The organism is Pseudonocardia sp. Ae717_Ps2 (assembly GCF_001932475.1).
In the GTDB taxonomy this organism is placed as follows: domain Bacteria; phylum Actinomycetota; class Actinomycetes; order Mycobacteriales; family Pseudonocardiaceae; genus Pseudonocardia.
Window position 1 is genome coordinate 4,620,436 of sequence record NZ_MCIS01000001.1, and the last position, 15,422, is coordinate 4,635,857.

At 75.7% G+C, this 15,422-nt stretch carries 9 protein-coding genes; 3 read left to right on the forward strand and 6 right to left on the reverse strand.

What is annotated here, in order from left to right; translation table 11 throughout:
* The first annotated feature begins 64 nt into the window (after positions 1–64).
* The gene (locus Ae717Ps2_RS21110; RefSeq protein WP_198932337.1) at positions 65–1,498 is read left to right on the forward strand and encodes an aspartate ammonia-lyase; all 1,434 of its coding nucleotides are present in this window, start codon (positions 65–67) and stop codon (positions 1,496–1,498) included.
* Between the two features lie 83 nt (positions 1,499–1,581).
* On the opposite strand, the gene mycP is transcribed toward Ae717Ps2_RS21110, so the two are convergent.
* The 5 genes from mycP to Ae717Ps2_RS21135 all read right to left on the reverse strand — a co-directional run bounded on the left by mycP (position 1,582) and on the right by Ae717Ps2_RS21135 (position 10,127).
* On the reverse strand, positions 1,582–2,856 hold the full coding sequence (gene mycP / locus Ae717Ps2_RS21115) for a type VII secretion-associated serine protease mycosin (RefSeq protein WP_075310557.1): 1,275 nt from the start codon (positions 2,854–2,856) through the stop codon (positions 1,582–1,584).
* 32 nt (positions 2,857–2,888) lie between these two features.
* Positions 2,889–5,297, reverse strand: coding sequence for a hypothetical protein (locus Ae717Ps2_RS21120; RefSeq protein ID WP_143510426.1), 2,409 nt, complete (start codon positions 5,295–5,297; stop codon positions 2,889–2,891).
* A gap of 153 nt (positions 5,298–5,450) precedes the next feature.
* On the reverse strand, positions 5,451–7,133 hold the full coding sequence (locus Ae717Ps2_RS39260) for a MinD/ParA family protein (RefSeq protein ID WP_233147644.1): 1,683 nt from the start codon (positions 7,131–7,133) through the stop codon (positions 5,451–5,453).
* A gap of 16 nt (positions 7,134–7,149) precedes the next feature.
* A complete protein-coding gene (locus Ae717Ps2_RS35375) occupies positions 7,150–9,186 on the reverse strand; it encodes a hypothetical protein (RefSeq protein WP_143510429.1) in 2,037 nt (678 codons plus the stop codon).
* A 170-nt stretch (positions 9,187–9,356) separates the two neighbouring features.
* Positions 9,357–10,127 carry an ABC transporter ATP-binding protein gene (locus Ae717Ps2_RS21135; protein WP_083695224.1) on the reverse strand — a complete coding sequence of 257 codons (771 nt, stop codon included), beginning with the start codon at positions 10,125–10,127 and terminating at the stop codon, positions 9,357–9,359.
* An 88-nt stretch (positions 10,128–10,215) separates the two neighbouring features.
* Between Ae717Ps2_RS21135 and glgX the strand changes: the two genes are divergently transcribed.
* Both glgX and Ae717Ps2_RS21145 read left to right on the forward strand, forming a co-directional pair.
* Positions 10,216–12,234 (forward strand): glycogen debranching protein GlgX, encoded by a 2,019-nt coding sequence (glgX, locus tag Ae717Ps2_RS21140; protein ID WP_075310551.1) that lies wholly within the window; start codon positions 10,216–10,218, stop codon positions 12,232–12,234.
* A gap of 59 nt (positions 12,235–12,293) precedes the next feature.
* On the forward strand, positions 12,294–12,521 hold the full coding sequence (locus Ae717Ps2_RS21145) for a zinc ribbon domain-containing protein (protein WP_075333814.1): 228 nt from the start codon (positions 12,294–12,296) through the stop codon (positions 12,519–12,521).
* A gap of 143 nt (positions 12,522–12,664) precedes the next feature.
* On the opposite strand, the gene glgP is transcribed toward Ae717Ps2_RS21145, so the two are convergent.
* Positions 12,665–15,247 (reverse strand): alpha-glucan family phosphorylase, encoded by a 2,583-nt coding sequence (gene glgP, locus Ae717Ps2_RS21150; RefSeq protein WP_075334337.1) that lies wholly within the window; start codon positions 15,245–15,247, stop codon positions 12,665–12,667.
* Positions 15,248–15,422 lie beyond the last annotated feature (175 nt).

Genomic DNA, 15,422 nt, shown 5'->3' on the forward strand with positions numbered 1-15,422 from the left:
CTTCGCGTCCAACATTGAGTAGTCTGGCAGTCGTTGTCAAGAGTGGGGAGCAGCCATGAACGCGATGACGCGTACGGAGGGGGATTCCCTCGGCACGGTCGAGGTGCCCGCGGACCGGTACTGGGGGGTGCACACGGCACGGGCCGTCGCCAACTTCGCGGTGACCGGCGAGACGATCGGGGGTTTCCCGCGGCTGGTGCAGGCACTGGCCGCGGTGAAGGAGGCGGCCGCCCTGGCCAACCGGGACCTCGGGCGGCTGGACGGGCGCCGGGCCGACGCGATCGTCGCGGCCTGCCGGGAGCTGCGCGCGGGCGAGCTGGCCGACCAGTTCCCCCTCGACCCGATCCAGGGTGGCGCGGGGACCTCGACCAACATGAACGCGAACGAGGTCGTCGCGAACAGGGCCCTGGAGCTGCTCGGACACCGACGGGGTGACTACGCGGAGCTGGACCCGCTGACGCACGTCAACCTGGGCCAGTCGACCAACGACGTGTACCCGACGGCGATCCGGCTCGCCATCGGGTCCCACCTGCACGAGCTGATGGCCGCCCTGCAGCACCTGGCGGCCGCGTTCGCGCGCAAGTCCGCGGAGTTCCACGACATCGTCAAGATGGGGCGGACCCAGCTGCAGGACGCGGTCCCGATGACGCTGGGCCAGGAGTTCGGCACCTACACCACCATGCTGGGCGAGGACTGCCTCCGGCTGCGCGAGGCCGCCGAGCTGCTGCTCGAGAGCAACCTCGGTGGCACGGCGATCGGGACCGGGATCAACGGGCACCCGGACTACGCACGGCTGGCCTGCGCGCACCTGCGCGACATCACCGGCAAGGAGGTCGTCCCGGCGGGCGACCCGATCGAGGCCACCCAGGACTGCGGGGCGTTCGTCCAGGTCTCCGGGGTCCTGAAGCGGGTCGCGGTGAAGCTCTCGAAGGTGTGCAACGACCTGCGCCTGACGTCGTCGGGCCCGTCGGTGGGCCTGTCCGAGATCAACCTGCCTCCGGCCCAGGCCGGATCGTCGATCATGCCGGGGAAGGTCAACCCGGTCATTCCCGAGATGGTCAACCAGGTGGCGTTCGAGGTCATCGGCAACGACCTCACCGTCACCATGGCCGCCGAGGGCGGGCAGCTGCAGCTCAACGCCTTCGAGCCGATCATCGTCTACGGGCTGATCCGGTCGGCCTCGCACCTGGAGGCCGCGGCGCGGACGCTGGCGGACCGGTGCGTCGACGGGATCACCGCGAACCGTGAGCACCTGGAGGAGGGGGTGCGCGGGTCGGTCGGGATCGTCACCGCGCTCTCGCCCGCGCTCGGCTACGCGACCAGCGCGGAGATCGCCAAGGAGTCCCTGGCCACCGGCCGTCCGGTCGGCGACATCGCGGTGGCCCGGGGGCTGCTCGACCCCGACGAGGTCGGCGAGCTGCTCTCCCCCGCCGCGCTGACGGGCCTGGCCGCTCCGGCCCGGCCGCTGCCGCGCGACCTGGACGCCGCCCTGCACTGACCGCCGCCGCGGCACGGGCCCCGGTGCGCGGTCGACGACCGCGCACCGGGGCCCCCGTCGTCCCGGGACGACCCGGGACCCGCTCATCCGGCCCGGATGCCGGCGGGCCGCTCCGGCACACCGCCGTCGTCCGCCGGACCGCCCGCGCCACCGTCGGCCGGAGCGGGTCCACGGATCTCGACGCGCCGGGGCGGGGCCCACCGACGACGGCGCGCGGCAGGGCCCAGCCGGACCAGCAGCACGACCACCGCGGCCGTACCGGCGGCGGCGAGCACACTGAGCAGCGCCGTCAGCGGCCCCCACGACGGGGCGACCGGCTCGGGTGCGCGGACCGGTGGAGCCACGACGGCGGCCTCCCGCCCCGTTCCCTCCTCGGGCAGCACGGCCGTGACGGCATCGACCGGGTTCACCGTGCCCCAGCCGAGTGCCGGGTCGGGGAGCGGGACCGCGGGGTGCGTCGCGGTCGTCTCCAACCGGTGTTTGACCTGGTCGGCACGCAGGTCGGGCCGGTAGGCGCGGACGAGGGCCGCGGTGCCCGCCACGAACGGCGCCGCGTAGCTGGTGCCGCTGCCCTGCCAGTGGCCGGGCCCACCCGGTCCGATGCTGACGACGTCGCTGCCGGGGCCGACCAGGGACAGGTACGGGCCGGTCTGGGAGAAGTCGGCGCGCCCGCCCTCGGCGTCGACGGCACCGACCGCGATCACCGTCGGGTACGAGGCCGGGTAGGTGACGGGATCGCCCGTGCGTGCCCCGTTGGCGGCCGAGGCGACCACGACGACGTCGCGGGCGGCGGCGTGGGCCACCGCCGCGGCGAGCCCGGCGTCCGGGATGCTGGTGCTGGCCGACACGTTGATCACGCGGGCGCCCTCGTCCACGGCCCGGCGGATGCCCGCGGCCAGGGACGCGGCGGTCACTCGGCCGGCGTCGCCGTCCGGGCCCGGGACCGTGACCCGGATCGGCAGCAGCGTCGCGTCGGGGGCGATCCCGGCGAACCCGCTGCCCGCGACCGGCTGCGCGGCGATGATGCCGCCGACGAAGGTCCCGTGGCCGTAGCAGTCGTCGTCGGCGGGGCCGTCGGACACGACGTCGGCACCCGGGAGGACGTGTGCGCCCGCGAGCTGCGGGGTCCGGGCGTCGACCCCGGTGTCGACGACGGCGACGACCACTCCGGCACCCCGGGTCACCGGCCACACCCGCTGCGGCGCGAGCTGGCGCTGGGCCCAGGGCAGGGTCGGCTCGGTCACCGTGGGCGGGGGCAGGCAGCCCGGCCGTACCGCCGGGGCGGCGAGGGCCGGTGGCGCGGCGAGGGCCGGTGGGGCGGTCAGCGCCGTGACGAGCACGGCCGCACCGAGCGCCACGGCCCGGCCGACCGCGCGGGACCTCGCCGACCTCACGACGCGGCGGCCGAGTCGCCGGTCGCGCCCGCGTCGACCGTGAGGAGCGGGACGGTGAGGCGTCGGACCAGATCCGGGTCCTCCACCGTCCGCAGCACCATCCGGCGGCGACGCTCCAGGGCCCGCTCCAGTCGGGTCAGCGCCGCCTGGTCGCGCTCGCCGATCCGGGTCTCCTCGGTGCCACCGGTGCCCTCGCCCTCGTCCGCGCCGAGCTCTCGGACGAGAAGGGCGAGGCGCGGGGCCACCGGCCCGCCGTCGACGTCCTGGGGTGCGGGCGCATCCCGCACGCCGATGGTCCGGAACCGCGTACCGGCCGGGAAGACGACCTCGGCGACGGGGCGGCCCGCGACGAGCTCGCTCGTGCGGCGCGCCGTGGTCGGCCAGATGAGGACGTCGTACCCGGCGTCGGGGACGGTCACGTCGAGCTCGCCGGTGGCACTGAGGAAACCCGGTTCGGCGAGCGTCCCGCCCACCACGGTGTGGTCCGACGGCGGTTGCGGCGCCTGCCCCTGGCGCAGCACCGGGCGCCGGTGCGTCGGGAGGCGACGCAGCCCGGAGACCAGGCAGGCCAGCTGCCCCTCCGGCAGGTCGCGGCGGCCGGCGCGGACGCCCTCGTTGACGGCGCCTCCGCCACGGTCGCCGTCGCCGAGGTGCAGGCACACCGCGGCCAGGTCGGTCTTGACACCGGACGCGTCCCCGGTGCGCAGCGACGGCCAGGACGCCAGCGCAGCGTTGACCGTCGCCAGGGCCTCGGTGTACTGGTCCCCGGCGGCGGCGACGAACCGTTCGCGTTCCTTGCCCGTGCTGGGCCGGTCCTCGACGACGAGCGGTGGCAGCTCGGGTGGCCCGGCCCGGTCGGCGGGCCCGGTCGTGGCCGCGGGGGCCGTGTCCCCGGCACCGGGACCGTCGGCGGCGTGGTTCCCGGTGACGGGGCCGGTCGGCCCGACGTCGGCGGCGGGTCCCGTGGGCACGACGTCGTCGGCCGGGGGCGGGGCCGCACCGCCGGTCGCGCCGTCGCCGGCCTCCGACGGCTGCGGTGTGTCACCGAGGGTCGGGTGGCCGCCGGGGGTGGACGGTTCCGCGACGGCCGGGACGGGCATCGGGCGGCCGGCCGACTCGACCCGCAGGTCGGGCACGGTGGTGTCCCAGCTCGCCGGGGCCGGCCGGGGCAGCAGGCCGAGGGAGACGGCGCGGTCGGCGTCCTCCGGGGTGGCCCAGACCCCGCGGAGCCGGACCCGGTGGCGGGCGCGGCGCTCGTCGTCGAGGGAGTCGACGAGCGACCGAGCGGCGGCGAGGAGCTCCGCCCCGACGGGCTCGCCGTCGTGGCCGAGGTGGAGGGTCCAGACCGTCGGGTCGTGGGGATCGGCCGGCGCCGGCCCGGCGTCCCCGGCACCGAGGACCAGGCCCGAGGGGACGACCGTGGCGACGGCGTCGCCACGGACGTAGCCGCAGCCCCGCGCGGTCCACCCGGCGGGTGGGAGGCCGACCGACAGCACCTCCTGCCCCCCGTCGAGGCGTTGGCGCAGCACCGTCGGGAAGGGACGCATCCGGGTCTCCCGCCCGGGTTCGACGGCGAAGGTCTCCACCCCCGACGACGTCCGCAGCGCGACACCGGTACCCAGGGCGAAGTCGGTGCCGAGCGCCTCCCCCAGGGCCGCCGGGAACCCGTCGGTGAGCGCTGCGGGGGTGAGCGGCGCGACCAGGACGGGGCCGTCGGAGGTGATCGTCCGCGCGGCGGCGGCGACCGCCTCCGGCGACGGGACGGCACCGGCGCCGCCGACGAGCAGCTGCACGAAACGTCGGTCGAGAACGGCACGCAGCGCCACGTCGTCGTCCCCGGGGCCCTCCTCCGGCGCGGGGAGGCCGCGGACCGCGAGGCCGGCGGGCACCGGCTCGACGGCCGCGCCCTCGACGACCGTGGGCTCGTCGGGCAGCGCGCCCTCCCAGTCCGGGCGCGGGAAGCGGGTGCCGTGCGCCTGCGGGGCCACCCCCGGTGCGAAACGCACCCATCCCGCGCCGCCGACCGTGGGGCCGGTGAGGATGCCGGACCCGACGGAGAAACGCATGGCCCCCGACGGGGCGACGAGCGCGACACCGGTGGCGTCGACGACCTGTTGCAGCCTGGCACCCAGGGCGGCGATGTCGGTGACCGCGAGCCACAGCTCGCCGTCGGCACCCGCGGGGCCGGACATCACCTCGCGCAGCAGCCCGAGGAGCTCCGCCGCGAGGCCCGACCGGCGGTAGGCCGTCCCGACCAGCATGACGAGCGGCGGCCCCGACGGGCCCAGGCCGGACAGGAACCCGCGCTCCCGGGACGCCTCGGTCCCGTCGGCGATCAGGACGTGCGGCCCGACCAGGGTTGCGACCAGGGGGTCCACGACGGACTCGGCCCGGGCGTCGGTCACCGGTCCCACCTCGCTCTCCTCGGGCACGCGCGCACCGCCCCCGGCGGGACGGACCCGATCCACCGTCGATCATGGCCAGGCCGGTCCCGCGGTGTGCCTCCGTGCGTCGCGCGGCCACCGAACACAGGGGTTTCCCCCGTCGACGGCCGGTGCTCAGCCCTCGAAACCGTCGGTGATCCGGGCGGCGAGCAGGAGGACCGCGTCGACGGTGGCCGGCGCCAGCCGGGCCAGGTCGATCCGGCCACCGTGCGCGAGGTGCTGGTCGAACGGCAGCTCCACGACGGCGCGGACACGCGACTCGAAGTGCCTGCGGACCACGTCCCGGTCGATCTCCCGGCTCCACCGGTCCTGGGAGAGCACGACGACCGCCTGCTCGGCGAGCGCGGAGAACCCGTGCCCGTGGAGCCAGTCCAGGGTCCTCGACGCCCGCGTCGCCCCGTCCACGGTCGGGGTCCCCACGACGACGAGCGCGTCGGCCAGCGTCAGCGTCCCCTCCATCGCCGAGTGCACCAGCCCGGTGCCCGAGTCGGTGACGAGCACGTTGGCGAACCGGCCGATCAGCCCGCAGACCGCCTCGTACTCCTCCCGGCTGAACGACTCCCCCGCCGCCGGATCCTGCTCCGAGGCGATGACCCGCAGGCGTCCGGCCAGGCTGCTGAAGCGGTCGAGATCGTGGACCGACGACGCGTGCGCGGCGCCCGCGAGCAGCTCCCGGACCGTCGCGGAGGTGTCGCCGGTGAGCCGGTCCGCCAGGGTGCCCGCGTCGGGGTTGGCGTCGAGGGCGACGATCCGGTCGCCGCGGTTCTCCGCCAGCACCAGCCCCAGCAACGCCGAGACGGTCGTCTTGCCGACGCCGCCCTTGATCGAGGCGACCGCGATCCTGCGGACCCCGGCCAGCGGTCGACGGATCTGCTGGATGAGGTCCTGCCGGGCGAGCTGCGCCGGGGACGGCCCGGGGTTGTAGCGGCCCGCGGTGACGGCGTAGACGCCGCGACGCCAGCCGTGCATCGGCTGGTCCCCGGCGTAGCGGATCGGGGCGTTCGGCGCGACGGGCCGGACCGGACCGGCGTGCTCGACCGGCAGCGGGACCGGTGCGGGCCTCGTCCCGGCGGGCGGCGCGGGCCGTCGCGGCCGCGGCGGCGTGTCCGGGTGCTGCGGGACCGAGCGCGGCCGCCTCGGGCCGGGCGGCGGTCCGTCCGTCGACGCGGCGGTCGGCCGGGACGACGGATGCGCCCGACCGCGTGGCGGTGTCCGCCGGTCGGCCCCGTCACGGGGCACCGGACCGGTCGCGGAGCCGGTCCCCACCGGTGGGGTGGTGCTCCCGCCGGAGGGGGTGGTGGGGCCGGTGACCACCGGGATCGCCGTCGTCGCGGGGGTCGCGGGGGTCGCGGGGGTCGCGGGGGTCGCGGTCTCCCCGGTCGCACTTCCCGTCCGCTCGGGGGACCTCGGCGGAGCCGCCTGCGGCGTCACCCGCAGGGCACGGGTCTCCGGATCGGCCGCGTCCCCGGCTCCCGCCTGCGGCCCGGGGGACCCGGCCGTCGTCGTGGTGTCCCGGACCGGCGCACCGATGTCGGCAGAGTCGCGGACCGGCGCACCGATGTCGGCGGAATCGCGGCCCGGGGGCGGGAGGAGGTCCGGCGCCGACGACGGGGCAGGGGGTGGCTGGACCGGCGGATCCGTCTCCGGACCGGCCCCGGGAGCCGGGCCGGAGACCTGTCCGGCTCCTCCGGTGGACCCGCTCGGGCGCCCCGCGTCCCAGGTCACCGTCCAGTCGACGGGCACCCACTCGTCGGTGGCATCGCCCGTCGCCGGGTCCTGCGCCGTCCGGTCCTGCACAGTCCGGCCTCCGTCCTCAGCCGACCGACACCTCGGTCGACCTCACCGACGAGGGGTCGACCGGCTCGTCCAGGGACACGGTCACCGAGGAACCGCTGATCGTCTTCGTCGCGGACGTGCCGCCGTCGTCGGTGCTCACGGTGACGTGAGCGGTACGGCCCGAGCAGTGCTCGTCGAATCCGGAGATGCGGACGGCCGTCACCTTGCCCTCGTCGTTCTGCTTCACCGAGACCGACAGCGACGACGCGTCGGTGGAGCACTGCTCCGAGGCCTGCTGCTCCTCGGCCTGCTGCCGCGCGGCACGCTCCTCGGCCGCCTGCCGTTCGGCTGCCCGCTGCTCGGCTGCCCGCTGCTCGGCTGCCCGCTGCTCGGCCGCCTCCTGCGCGGCGGCCCTGCGCTCCGCGGCCTTCCGCTCGGCGGCCTTCTGCTCGGCGGCCTTCTGCTCAGCGGCCTTCTGCTCAGCGGCCTTCTGCTCGGCCGCCTTCTGCTCGGCCGCCTTCTGCTCGGCCGCCTTCTGCTCGGCTGCCTCTCGCTCGGCGGCCTGCTGCTGGGCGGCCTGCTGCTGGGCGGCCTGCTGCTGGGCGGCCTGCTGCTGGGCGGCCTGCTGCTGGGCGGCCTGCTGCTGGGCCAGCATGAACTCGACCGCCTGCTGCTCGATAGCGCGGTCGGTCCCCTCCCCGGCACGCGGGAGGGCGACCCCGGCCGGGCCGGCCGCGTCCTGGGTGGCCACCTCCGCGGCGGTCCGGGTCGGCGTCGCGTCGTCCGCGGCGGAGCCGGTGGGGGTCCGGGCGGACGCGCCGTCGACACCGGGCGCGCGCTCCGACCGACCGGCGACGGCGGCCCCGCGGGACGGCGCCTGCGCGACCAGCTCGGACAACCGCCCGCGCTCGGTCGCCCCGGCCGACATCCGCGCGATCCACTGGTCGGCGAGCGAGAGCGCCTCCCGCTCCGAGACCTCCTCGGGTGCGGCGGCCACCGGAGCGGACTGCGGCGTGCCCTCCGCGGCGGGTGTCCCCTCCTCCGGCGCGGGATCGCTCGACGACGGTGCGGGCTGCGCGAGAACGGGCTGTTCCGGAGCGGATTGCGCCGGTGCGGGCTGTGCCGGTGCAGGCTGTGCCGGTGCAGGCTGTGACGGTGCAGGCTGTGACGGTGCGGGCTGCTCGGGAGCGGGCTGTGCCGGGTCGGACTGGACCGGTGCGGCCTGCTGTGTGCCCTCGGCCACGGGCTCCTCCGTCTGCTGCGGCGAGCCGCTCTCCGCCGGGGCAGCGGGCTCGGGCAGCACGCCCAACGCGGTGAGGGCCTCGGCGACCTCCGCCTGCCGGGCGGAACCGGTCGGCACGTCCGCGGCCCCCTCGGACGTCGCGGAACCGGACGCCTCGGACGGCCGCTCAGCGGCGACGAGGGACGTGACGGGGGTGGCGGCGGAGTCCACGGACTCCACGGGCCGGTCGAGCGTCGTCGCGACGGCCCCGCCCACGGTGTCGGTGGCGTCTCCGGCGGACGCGGCCACGGTGTCGGTGGCCTCTCCGGCCGACTCGGCCACCGGCGTCACGACCTCGCGCACGGGTGCTGCCGGCGCTGGCAGCGAGACCGGAGCCGACGCCACGGGGACCGGCAGCGCGACGGGCGCGGCGGCCACCGGTGCGGACGCCACGACCGGGCCGAGCACGGACGGCGCCGACGGCACCGCGGGCAGCAGCGTCTCGGGGGCCACGACCTCCGGCTCGTCGACACCGACGCCGTCGAGCGAGGGCAGCTTCGGCTCCGCCGCGGCCGACGGGGTCGGAGCGGGCTCCGGCGCGGACTCCGGAGCGGCATCGCGCGACGCCCGGATCTCCGCGTCGTCCGGCTGCAGCGCCTCGTTCCGCTGTCCCGCTGCCCAGGCGGCCCACTCCTCGGTGGAGTCGCCGGTCTCCCCGGCCGGTGCACCGGCGACGGCCGCCCCGAACACCCCGACGGCGGTGAGCGCGGTCAGTCCCACGACCAGTGACTGCCGAGGGGCCGCAGTGCGGCGCTGGGGCCGCGTGGGGTCGTCGCGTCGGGGAGCCGACATCGGTGCACCTTCCGTCCGGTCGTCGTGCCGGCCGGGTTCTCCGGCCCGCAGCTGACCACGACCATCGCGCGCGACCGGCCCGGAGGTACCTCGGGAAGACGCCGAACGGCCCATCCCGAGGAAGATCCCTCGCCAACCGGCGCCTCCCCCACTGCCCGCGTCGCGGGGGGTCAGTCGCGCCGGTAGGCGGTGAACCGTCCGTTGCCACGACGCTCGACGGTCAGCGGCAGCCCGAACGTCTCCGACAGCGGCTCGGAGGTCATGACCTCGTCCAGGAGCCCCGCGGCGACGACACGCCCCTCGCGCAGCAGCAGACCGTGGCTGTAGTTCGGCGGGATCTCCTCGACGTGGTGGGTGACCAGCACCGACGCCGGGGCGTACGGGTCGTCGGCGAGATCGGCGAGCCGGGTGACGAGGTCCTCGCGGCCCCCGAGGTCCAGCCCGGCGGCGGGCTCGTCGAGCAGCAGCAGCTCCGGGTCGGTCATCAGCGCGCGGGCGATCAGGGTGCGCTTGCGCTCGCCCTCGGACAGCGTGCCGTAGGCGCGCCCGGCCAGCGGGCCCATCCCGAGCTGGTCCAGCAGCTGCCGGGCCCGGCCGGTGTCGTCGTTCTCGTACTCCTCGCGCCAGCGACCGAGCACGCCGTACCCGGCGGAGACGACGACGTCGGAGACGATCTCGTCGCCCGGGATGCGCACACCCAGGTTGGCCGAGGTGAGGCCGATCCGGGTGCGGAGCTCGAACACGTTGACCCGGCCCATCCGCTCGCCGAGCACGAAGACGGTGCCCGAGGTCGGGTGCAGCTCGGCACCGGCCAGGCGCAGCAGGGTGGTCTTGCCGGCGCCGTTGGGGCCGAGCACGACCCAGCGCTCGTCGAGCTCGACCCGCCAGTCGACGGCGTCGAGGAGCACGGTGTCACCACGACGGACGGTGGCGGCGTCCATACCGACGACCAGATCCTCGTCGTCGATCTCTGTGACACCGGGCGCGGCGGGGGTTCGGGGCGAAGTCACCCCCCTATCCTGGCCGATCGTGCCTGTCTTCCCCCTCGGTGCCCACCCCGACGACCACGGGACCCGCTTCGCGGTCGCCACCACCAGCGCCGAGACCGTCGAGGTCTGCCTGGTCGACGGCTCCGACACCGACGGCGAGGAGCTCACCGAGCGCCGGGTGGAGCTGCGCGAGCACACCTTCGGCGTGTGGCACGGCCACGTCCCCGGTGTGCGCCCCGGCCAGCGCTACGGCTACCGGGTGCACGGTGAGTACCGGCCGTTCCACGGTCTGCGTGCGAACCCGAACAAGATCCTCGTCGACCCCTATGCGGCGCGGATCACCGGCACCGTCACCGACCTCGTCGCCGCCCGCGGGTGGGACGGCGACCCGATGTCGGGGCGGCCCAGCACCGTCGACTCGCTCGGCTCGGTGCCGCTGTCGGTCGTCACCTCGACCGACCTCGCGCCGCGCCCGTCCCGGCCGGACGTGCCGTGGTCGGAGACGGTGATCTCGGAGATCCACGTGCGCGGCTGGACCCGGCTGCACCCGGAGGTGCCCGAGGCCCACCGTGGCACCTACCTCGGCCTGGCGCACCCCGCGGTGATCGCGCAGCTGCAGCGGACCGGGGTGACGGCCGTCGAGCTGCTGCCGGTGCAGGCGAACGCGCCGGAACCGTCGCTGCTGGAGCGGGGCGCGTCGAACTACTGGGGCTACGCGACGCTCGGGTTCCTCGCCCCGCACGCGGGCTATGCCAGCGACCCCGGCAACGAGGTCGCGGAGTTCCGCTACCTCGTCGACACCCTGCACGCGGCCGGGATCGAGGTCATCCTCGACGTCGTCCCCAACCACACCTGCGAGGGCGGGGTCGGCGGCACCACGCTGTCCTACCGCGGCCTCGACGCGCCGGCCTACTACTCGCTCGGCGGGTCCGGGCACGACGCCGACATCACCGGCACCGGCAACACCCTCGACGCCGGCTCCCCCACGGTGATCCGGCTCGTCTGCGACGCCATGCGGCACTGGGTGCACGCCTACGGCGTCGACGGGTTCCGGATCGACCTCGCCTCGGTGCTCGGCCGGCCGCGGTCGGGGCCGTTCTCCCCGGACTCGGCGCTGCTCACCGCGATCGCGCAGGACCCGACGCTGTCGACGACCAAGCTGATCGCCGAGCCGTGGGACGCCACCGGCGAGGGCTACCGGGTCGGCGGGTTCGGCGTCGCCTGGTCGGAGTGGAACGGCCGCTACCGCGACGCGGTGCGCGACTTCTGGCGCGGCCACGGCGGCGTCGCCGAGCTGGCGTCGCGGCTGACCGGCAGCTCCGACATCTACCAGCTGTCCGGACGCCGCCCGTGGGCCTCGGTGAACTTCGTGACCGCGCACGACGGCTTCACCCTGCGCGACCTCGTCTCCTACGAGCGCAAGCACAACGAGGGCAACGGCGAGGACAACCGCGACGGCACCGACGACAACCGCTCGCAGAACCACGGCGTCGAGGGCGAGACCGACGACGCGGGCGTCCGCGCCGCCCGCATCGCCACCGCCCGGGCGATGATGGCGACGCTGCTGCTGTCGATCGGCACGCCGATGATCACCGGCGGCGACGAGCGCTGGCGGACCCAGGGCGGCAACAACAACGCCTACTGCCGCGACGACGAGACGTCCTGGGTCGACTGGACCACCACCGACGAGACCACCGCGATGGAGGCGTTCACCGGACGCGTCGCCGCGCTGCGCCGGGAGTCGCCGGTGCTGCACCGCGACCAGTTCTACGTCGACGGCGAGGTCCTCTGGTGGGACCCGTCCGGGCGCCCGATGGAGCCCGGAGACTGGCACGACGGGGGCCGCCGCACTCTGGTCGTACTGCTGGCCGACTACTGGCTGCTGGCCCTGCACGCCGGGGAGGAGCCCGTCGACTGCGTGCTGCCCGCCGAACACGGCTTCGACCCGGTACTGGACTCCACGACGCCCGACGGCACCCCCGCCGACACCGCGCCGGTCGACGCGGGCGCGACGATCGTCCTGCCGCCCCGCTCGGTGCGCCTGCTGCGGAGCCGCTGACCACCGCACCCTCACCGCGAGGGCTGGGAGCGGCGCGGCCCGCGGCGTAGGCTCCGCGCATGCCGCGCTACGAGTTCCGCTGCCGCGAGTGCAGCACGACGTTCGAGGTCGAACGGCCGATGGCCGCGTCGTCGGACCCGGCGGACTGCCCGCACGGGCACGCGGACACCGTGAAGCTGCTGTCGACGATCGCGCTCGGCGGCCGGTCCGGTGCCGCGCCCCGGCCCGCGATGGCGCCGGCCGGTGGCGGCGGGGGCTGCTGCGGCAGCGGGTGCTGCGGCGGCTGAGGTGTACGTCCCGCGGCACGGCGAGGTGGCGGGCGCTCATCCCCCACTCGACGTCTGTGGTTCCTGAGCACGACCGCCCTCGACACGACCGGACGACCTCCGCCCGCTGAGCGGGTCCGCCGCCGGGGACGGACCCGCCGGGCTCAGCCCGCCAGGACGATCCGCCCCAGCTCGACCGACGACGCCAGGTGCGCGTGGTGCGGCAGCACCCGCACCGTGTACCCGGTGAGCCCCGCGTGCGGCAGCGGCACGGCGACCTCCCAGGACCCGTCACCGCGGTGCTGCATCGCGACGGTCACCGGGTCCGCCAGCTCGTCGGAGGTGTCGACCCGCCCGACGACGGCCTCGACCGTCACGTCCGACGGGTCCAGCCCGGCCAGGTCCACCCCCGCCCGGACCGTCATCGGCGACCCGACGACCGGGGTGTCGGGCAGCCCGGACGCGTCGACGCCGGTGATCCGGACGTGGTTCCACGCCTTGTCCAGCCGGGCCCGGAACAGCGCGATGTCGCGGGCGACGGCGTAGTCCGACGCGGCCGCGTCGGCAGCGGCGCGGGCGGCCGGGGTGTACCAGTCCTGCACGTACTCCCGCACCATCCGGGTGGCCTGCACCTTCGGCCGCAGGGTGGTGAGGGTGTGGCGGACCATCTCGACCCAGCGGTGCGGGACGCCGTCGACGCGGTCGTAGAACGCCGGGCCGACCTGGGTGGCGATGAGCTCGTAGAGTGCGTTCGCCTCGAGGTCGTCGCGCCGGGTCGGGTCCTCGACGCCGTCCGCGGTGGGGATCGCCCAGCCGTTGGCGCCGTCGTAGAACTCGTCCCACCAGCCGTCGCGGATGGACAGGTTCAGCCCGCCGTTGAGCGCGGACTTCATGCCCGAGGTGCCGCAGGCCTCCAGCGGGCGCAGCGGGTTGTTCAGCCAGACGTCGCAGCCCCAGTAGAGGTAGCGCGCCATCGACATGTCGTAGTCGGGCAGGAACACGATGCGGTGGCGCACGCCGGCGTCGTCGGCGAAGCGCACGATCTGCTGGATGAGCGCCTTGCCGCCGTCGTCGGCGGGGTGCGACTTCCCCGCGACGACGAGCTGCACCGGCTGCTGCGGGTCGAGCAGCAGGCTGCGGAGCCGGTCGGCGTCGCGCAGCATCAGGGTGAGCCGCTTGTAGGTGGGGACCCGGCGGGCGAAGCCGACGGTGAGCACGTCGCGGTCGAAAACGTGGTCGGTCCAGCCCAGCTCCGGCTCGGAGGCGCCCCGCTCCAGCCAGGCGGCGCGGACCCGGCGACGGACCTCGTCGACCAGCCGGGACCGCAGCGTGTTGCGCAGCCCCCAGACCTCGGCGTCGGACACGTCGGCGGCGCTGCTGCCCGGCTCGCCGAGCATCTCGGTGACCTGGTGGGCCTCCCAGGTGGGACCGTGCACGCCGTTGGTGACCGAGCCGATCGGCACTTCGTCGCGGTCGAACCCGGCCCACAGCCCGCCGAACATCTCCCGGGAGACGCTGCCGTGCAGCCGCGAGACGCCGTTCGCCCGCTGGGCCAGGCGCAGGCCCATGTGCGCCATGTTGAACGTCTCGGGATCCTCCTCGGCGCCCAGCGCGAGGAGCCGGTCGGTCGGCAGGCCCGGCAGCAGCCGGTCGGTGAGGTAGTGCCGCACGAGGTCCAGGCCGAACCTGTCGATGCCCGCGGGCACCGGGGTGTGGGTGGTGAACACCGTGCCCGCACGGACGGCGGCGAGCGCCTCGTCGAAGTCCAGCCCGCCGGACGACGCCGACGCCGTCGCGGGGCCCGCGCCGTTCGACGTCACGGCCGAGCCGGTGCACAGCTCGCGGATCCGCTCACAGCCGAGGAACCCGGCGTGCCCCTCGTTGGTGTGGAACACCTCCGGCGTCGGGTGCCCGGTGAGCCGGCAGAACGCGCGGACCGCACGGACCCCGCCGACGCCGATCAGGATCTCCTGCTGGATGCGGTGGTTCTGGTCGCCGCCGTAGAGCCGGTCGGTCACCCCGCGCAGGTCCGCCCCGCCACCGGCGTCGGAGCTCTCCGCGGCGTTCTCGGCGATGTCGGTGTCGAGCAGCAGCAGCGGGACCCGCCCGACCGCGGCCTGCCAGATCCGCGCGTGCAGCGTGCGGTCCCCCGGCATCGCGACCTCGACGAGCTCCGGCGCGCCGGAGGGGTCGGTGAGCAGCTGCAGCGGCAGCCCCTGCGGGTCGATCGCCGGATAGTGCTCGAGCTGCCAGCCGTCGAGCGACAGCGACTGGCGGAAGTACCCCGACCGGTACAGCAGCCCCACCGCGACGAGCGGGACGCCCAGGTCGGAGGCGGCCTTGAGGTGGTCACCGGCGAGCACGCCGAGCCCGCCGGAGTAGTTCGGCAGCACCTCCGAGACGCCGAACTCCATCGAGAAGTACGCGACCGCCGACGGCCTGTCCGCGCCGGCCTCGGCGTACCAGCGCGGCTCGGACAGGTAGGTCTCCAGCTCCGCGGCCCGCTCGGCGACCTCGGCGGCGACCGCCTCGTCCGCGGCGAGCTCGGCCAGCCGCGCGGTGGGGATCTCACCCAGCAGGCGGACCGGGTCGTGGCCGCAGGCGTCCCACGCGTCGGGGTCGAGGGAGGCGAACAGGTCCCGGGTCGGCGCGTGCCAGGTCCACCGCAGGTTCGTCGCCAGTGTCTGCAGCGGCGCGAGCGGAGCGGGGAGCTGGGCACGGACGGTGAAACGGCGGAGGGCTCTCACGGCCGCGAGGGTAGCCGGGAACACCGACACGCACGCGGCGTCCCGCCCGGCCGGGACGGGGTCTCACCGGTAGGGTCGCACTGCCGCGGGATCGGTGGGTCCGTGCACGTCGAATCGGTTCCGTCCACATCCGTTCCGATCCGTTCACGCCGATGGTCCCGCGGGTGTGGCGACA

What these genes read in the sequence shown, in the direction of transcription:
- Ae717Ps2_RS21135 (WP_083695224.1), bottom strand. Translation starts at nt 10,127, where the DNA reads ATGGACGCCGCCACCGTCCGTCGTGGTGACACCGTGCTCCTCGACGCC.
- Ae717Ps2_RS35375 (WP_143510429.1), bottom strand. Translation starts at nt 9,186, where the DNA reads ATGTCGGCTCCCCGACGCGACGACCCCACGCGGCCCCAGCGCCGCACT.
- Ae717Ps2_RS21110 (WP_198932337.1), top strand. Translation starts at nt 65, where the DNA reads ATGACGCGTACGGAGGGGGATTCCCTCGGCACGGTCGAGGTGCCCGCG.
- Ae717Ps2_RS21145 (WP_075333814.1), top strand. Translation starts at nt 12,294, where the DNA reads ATGCCGCGCTACGAGTTCCGCTGCCGCGAGTGCAGCACGACGTTCGAG.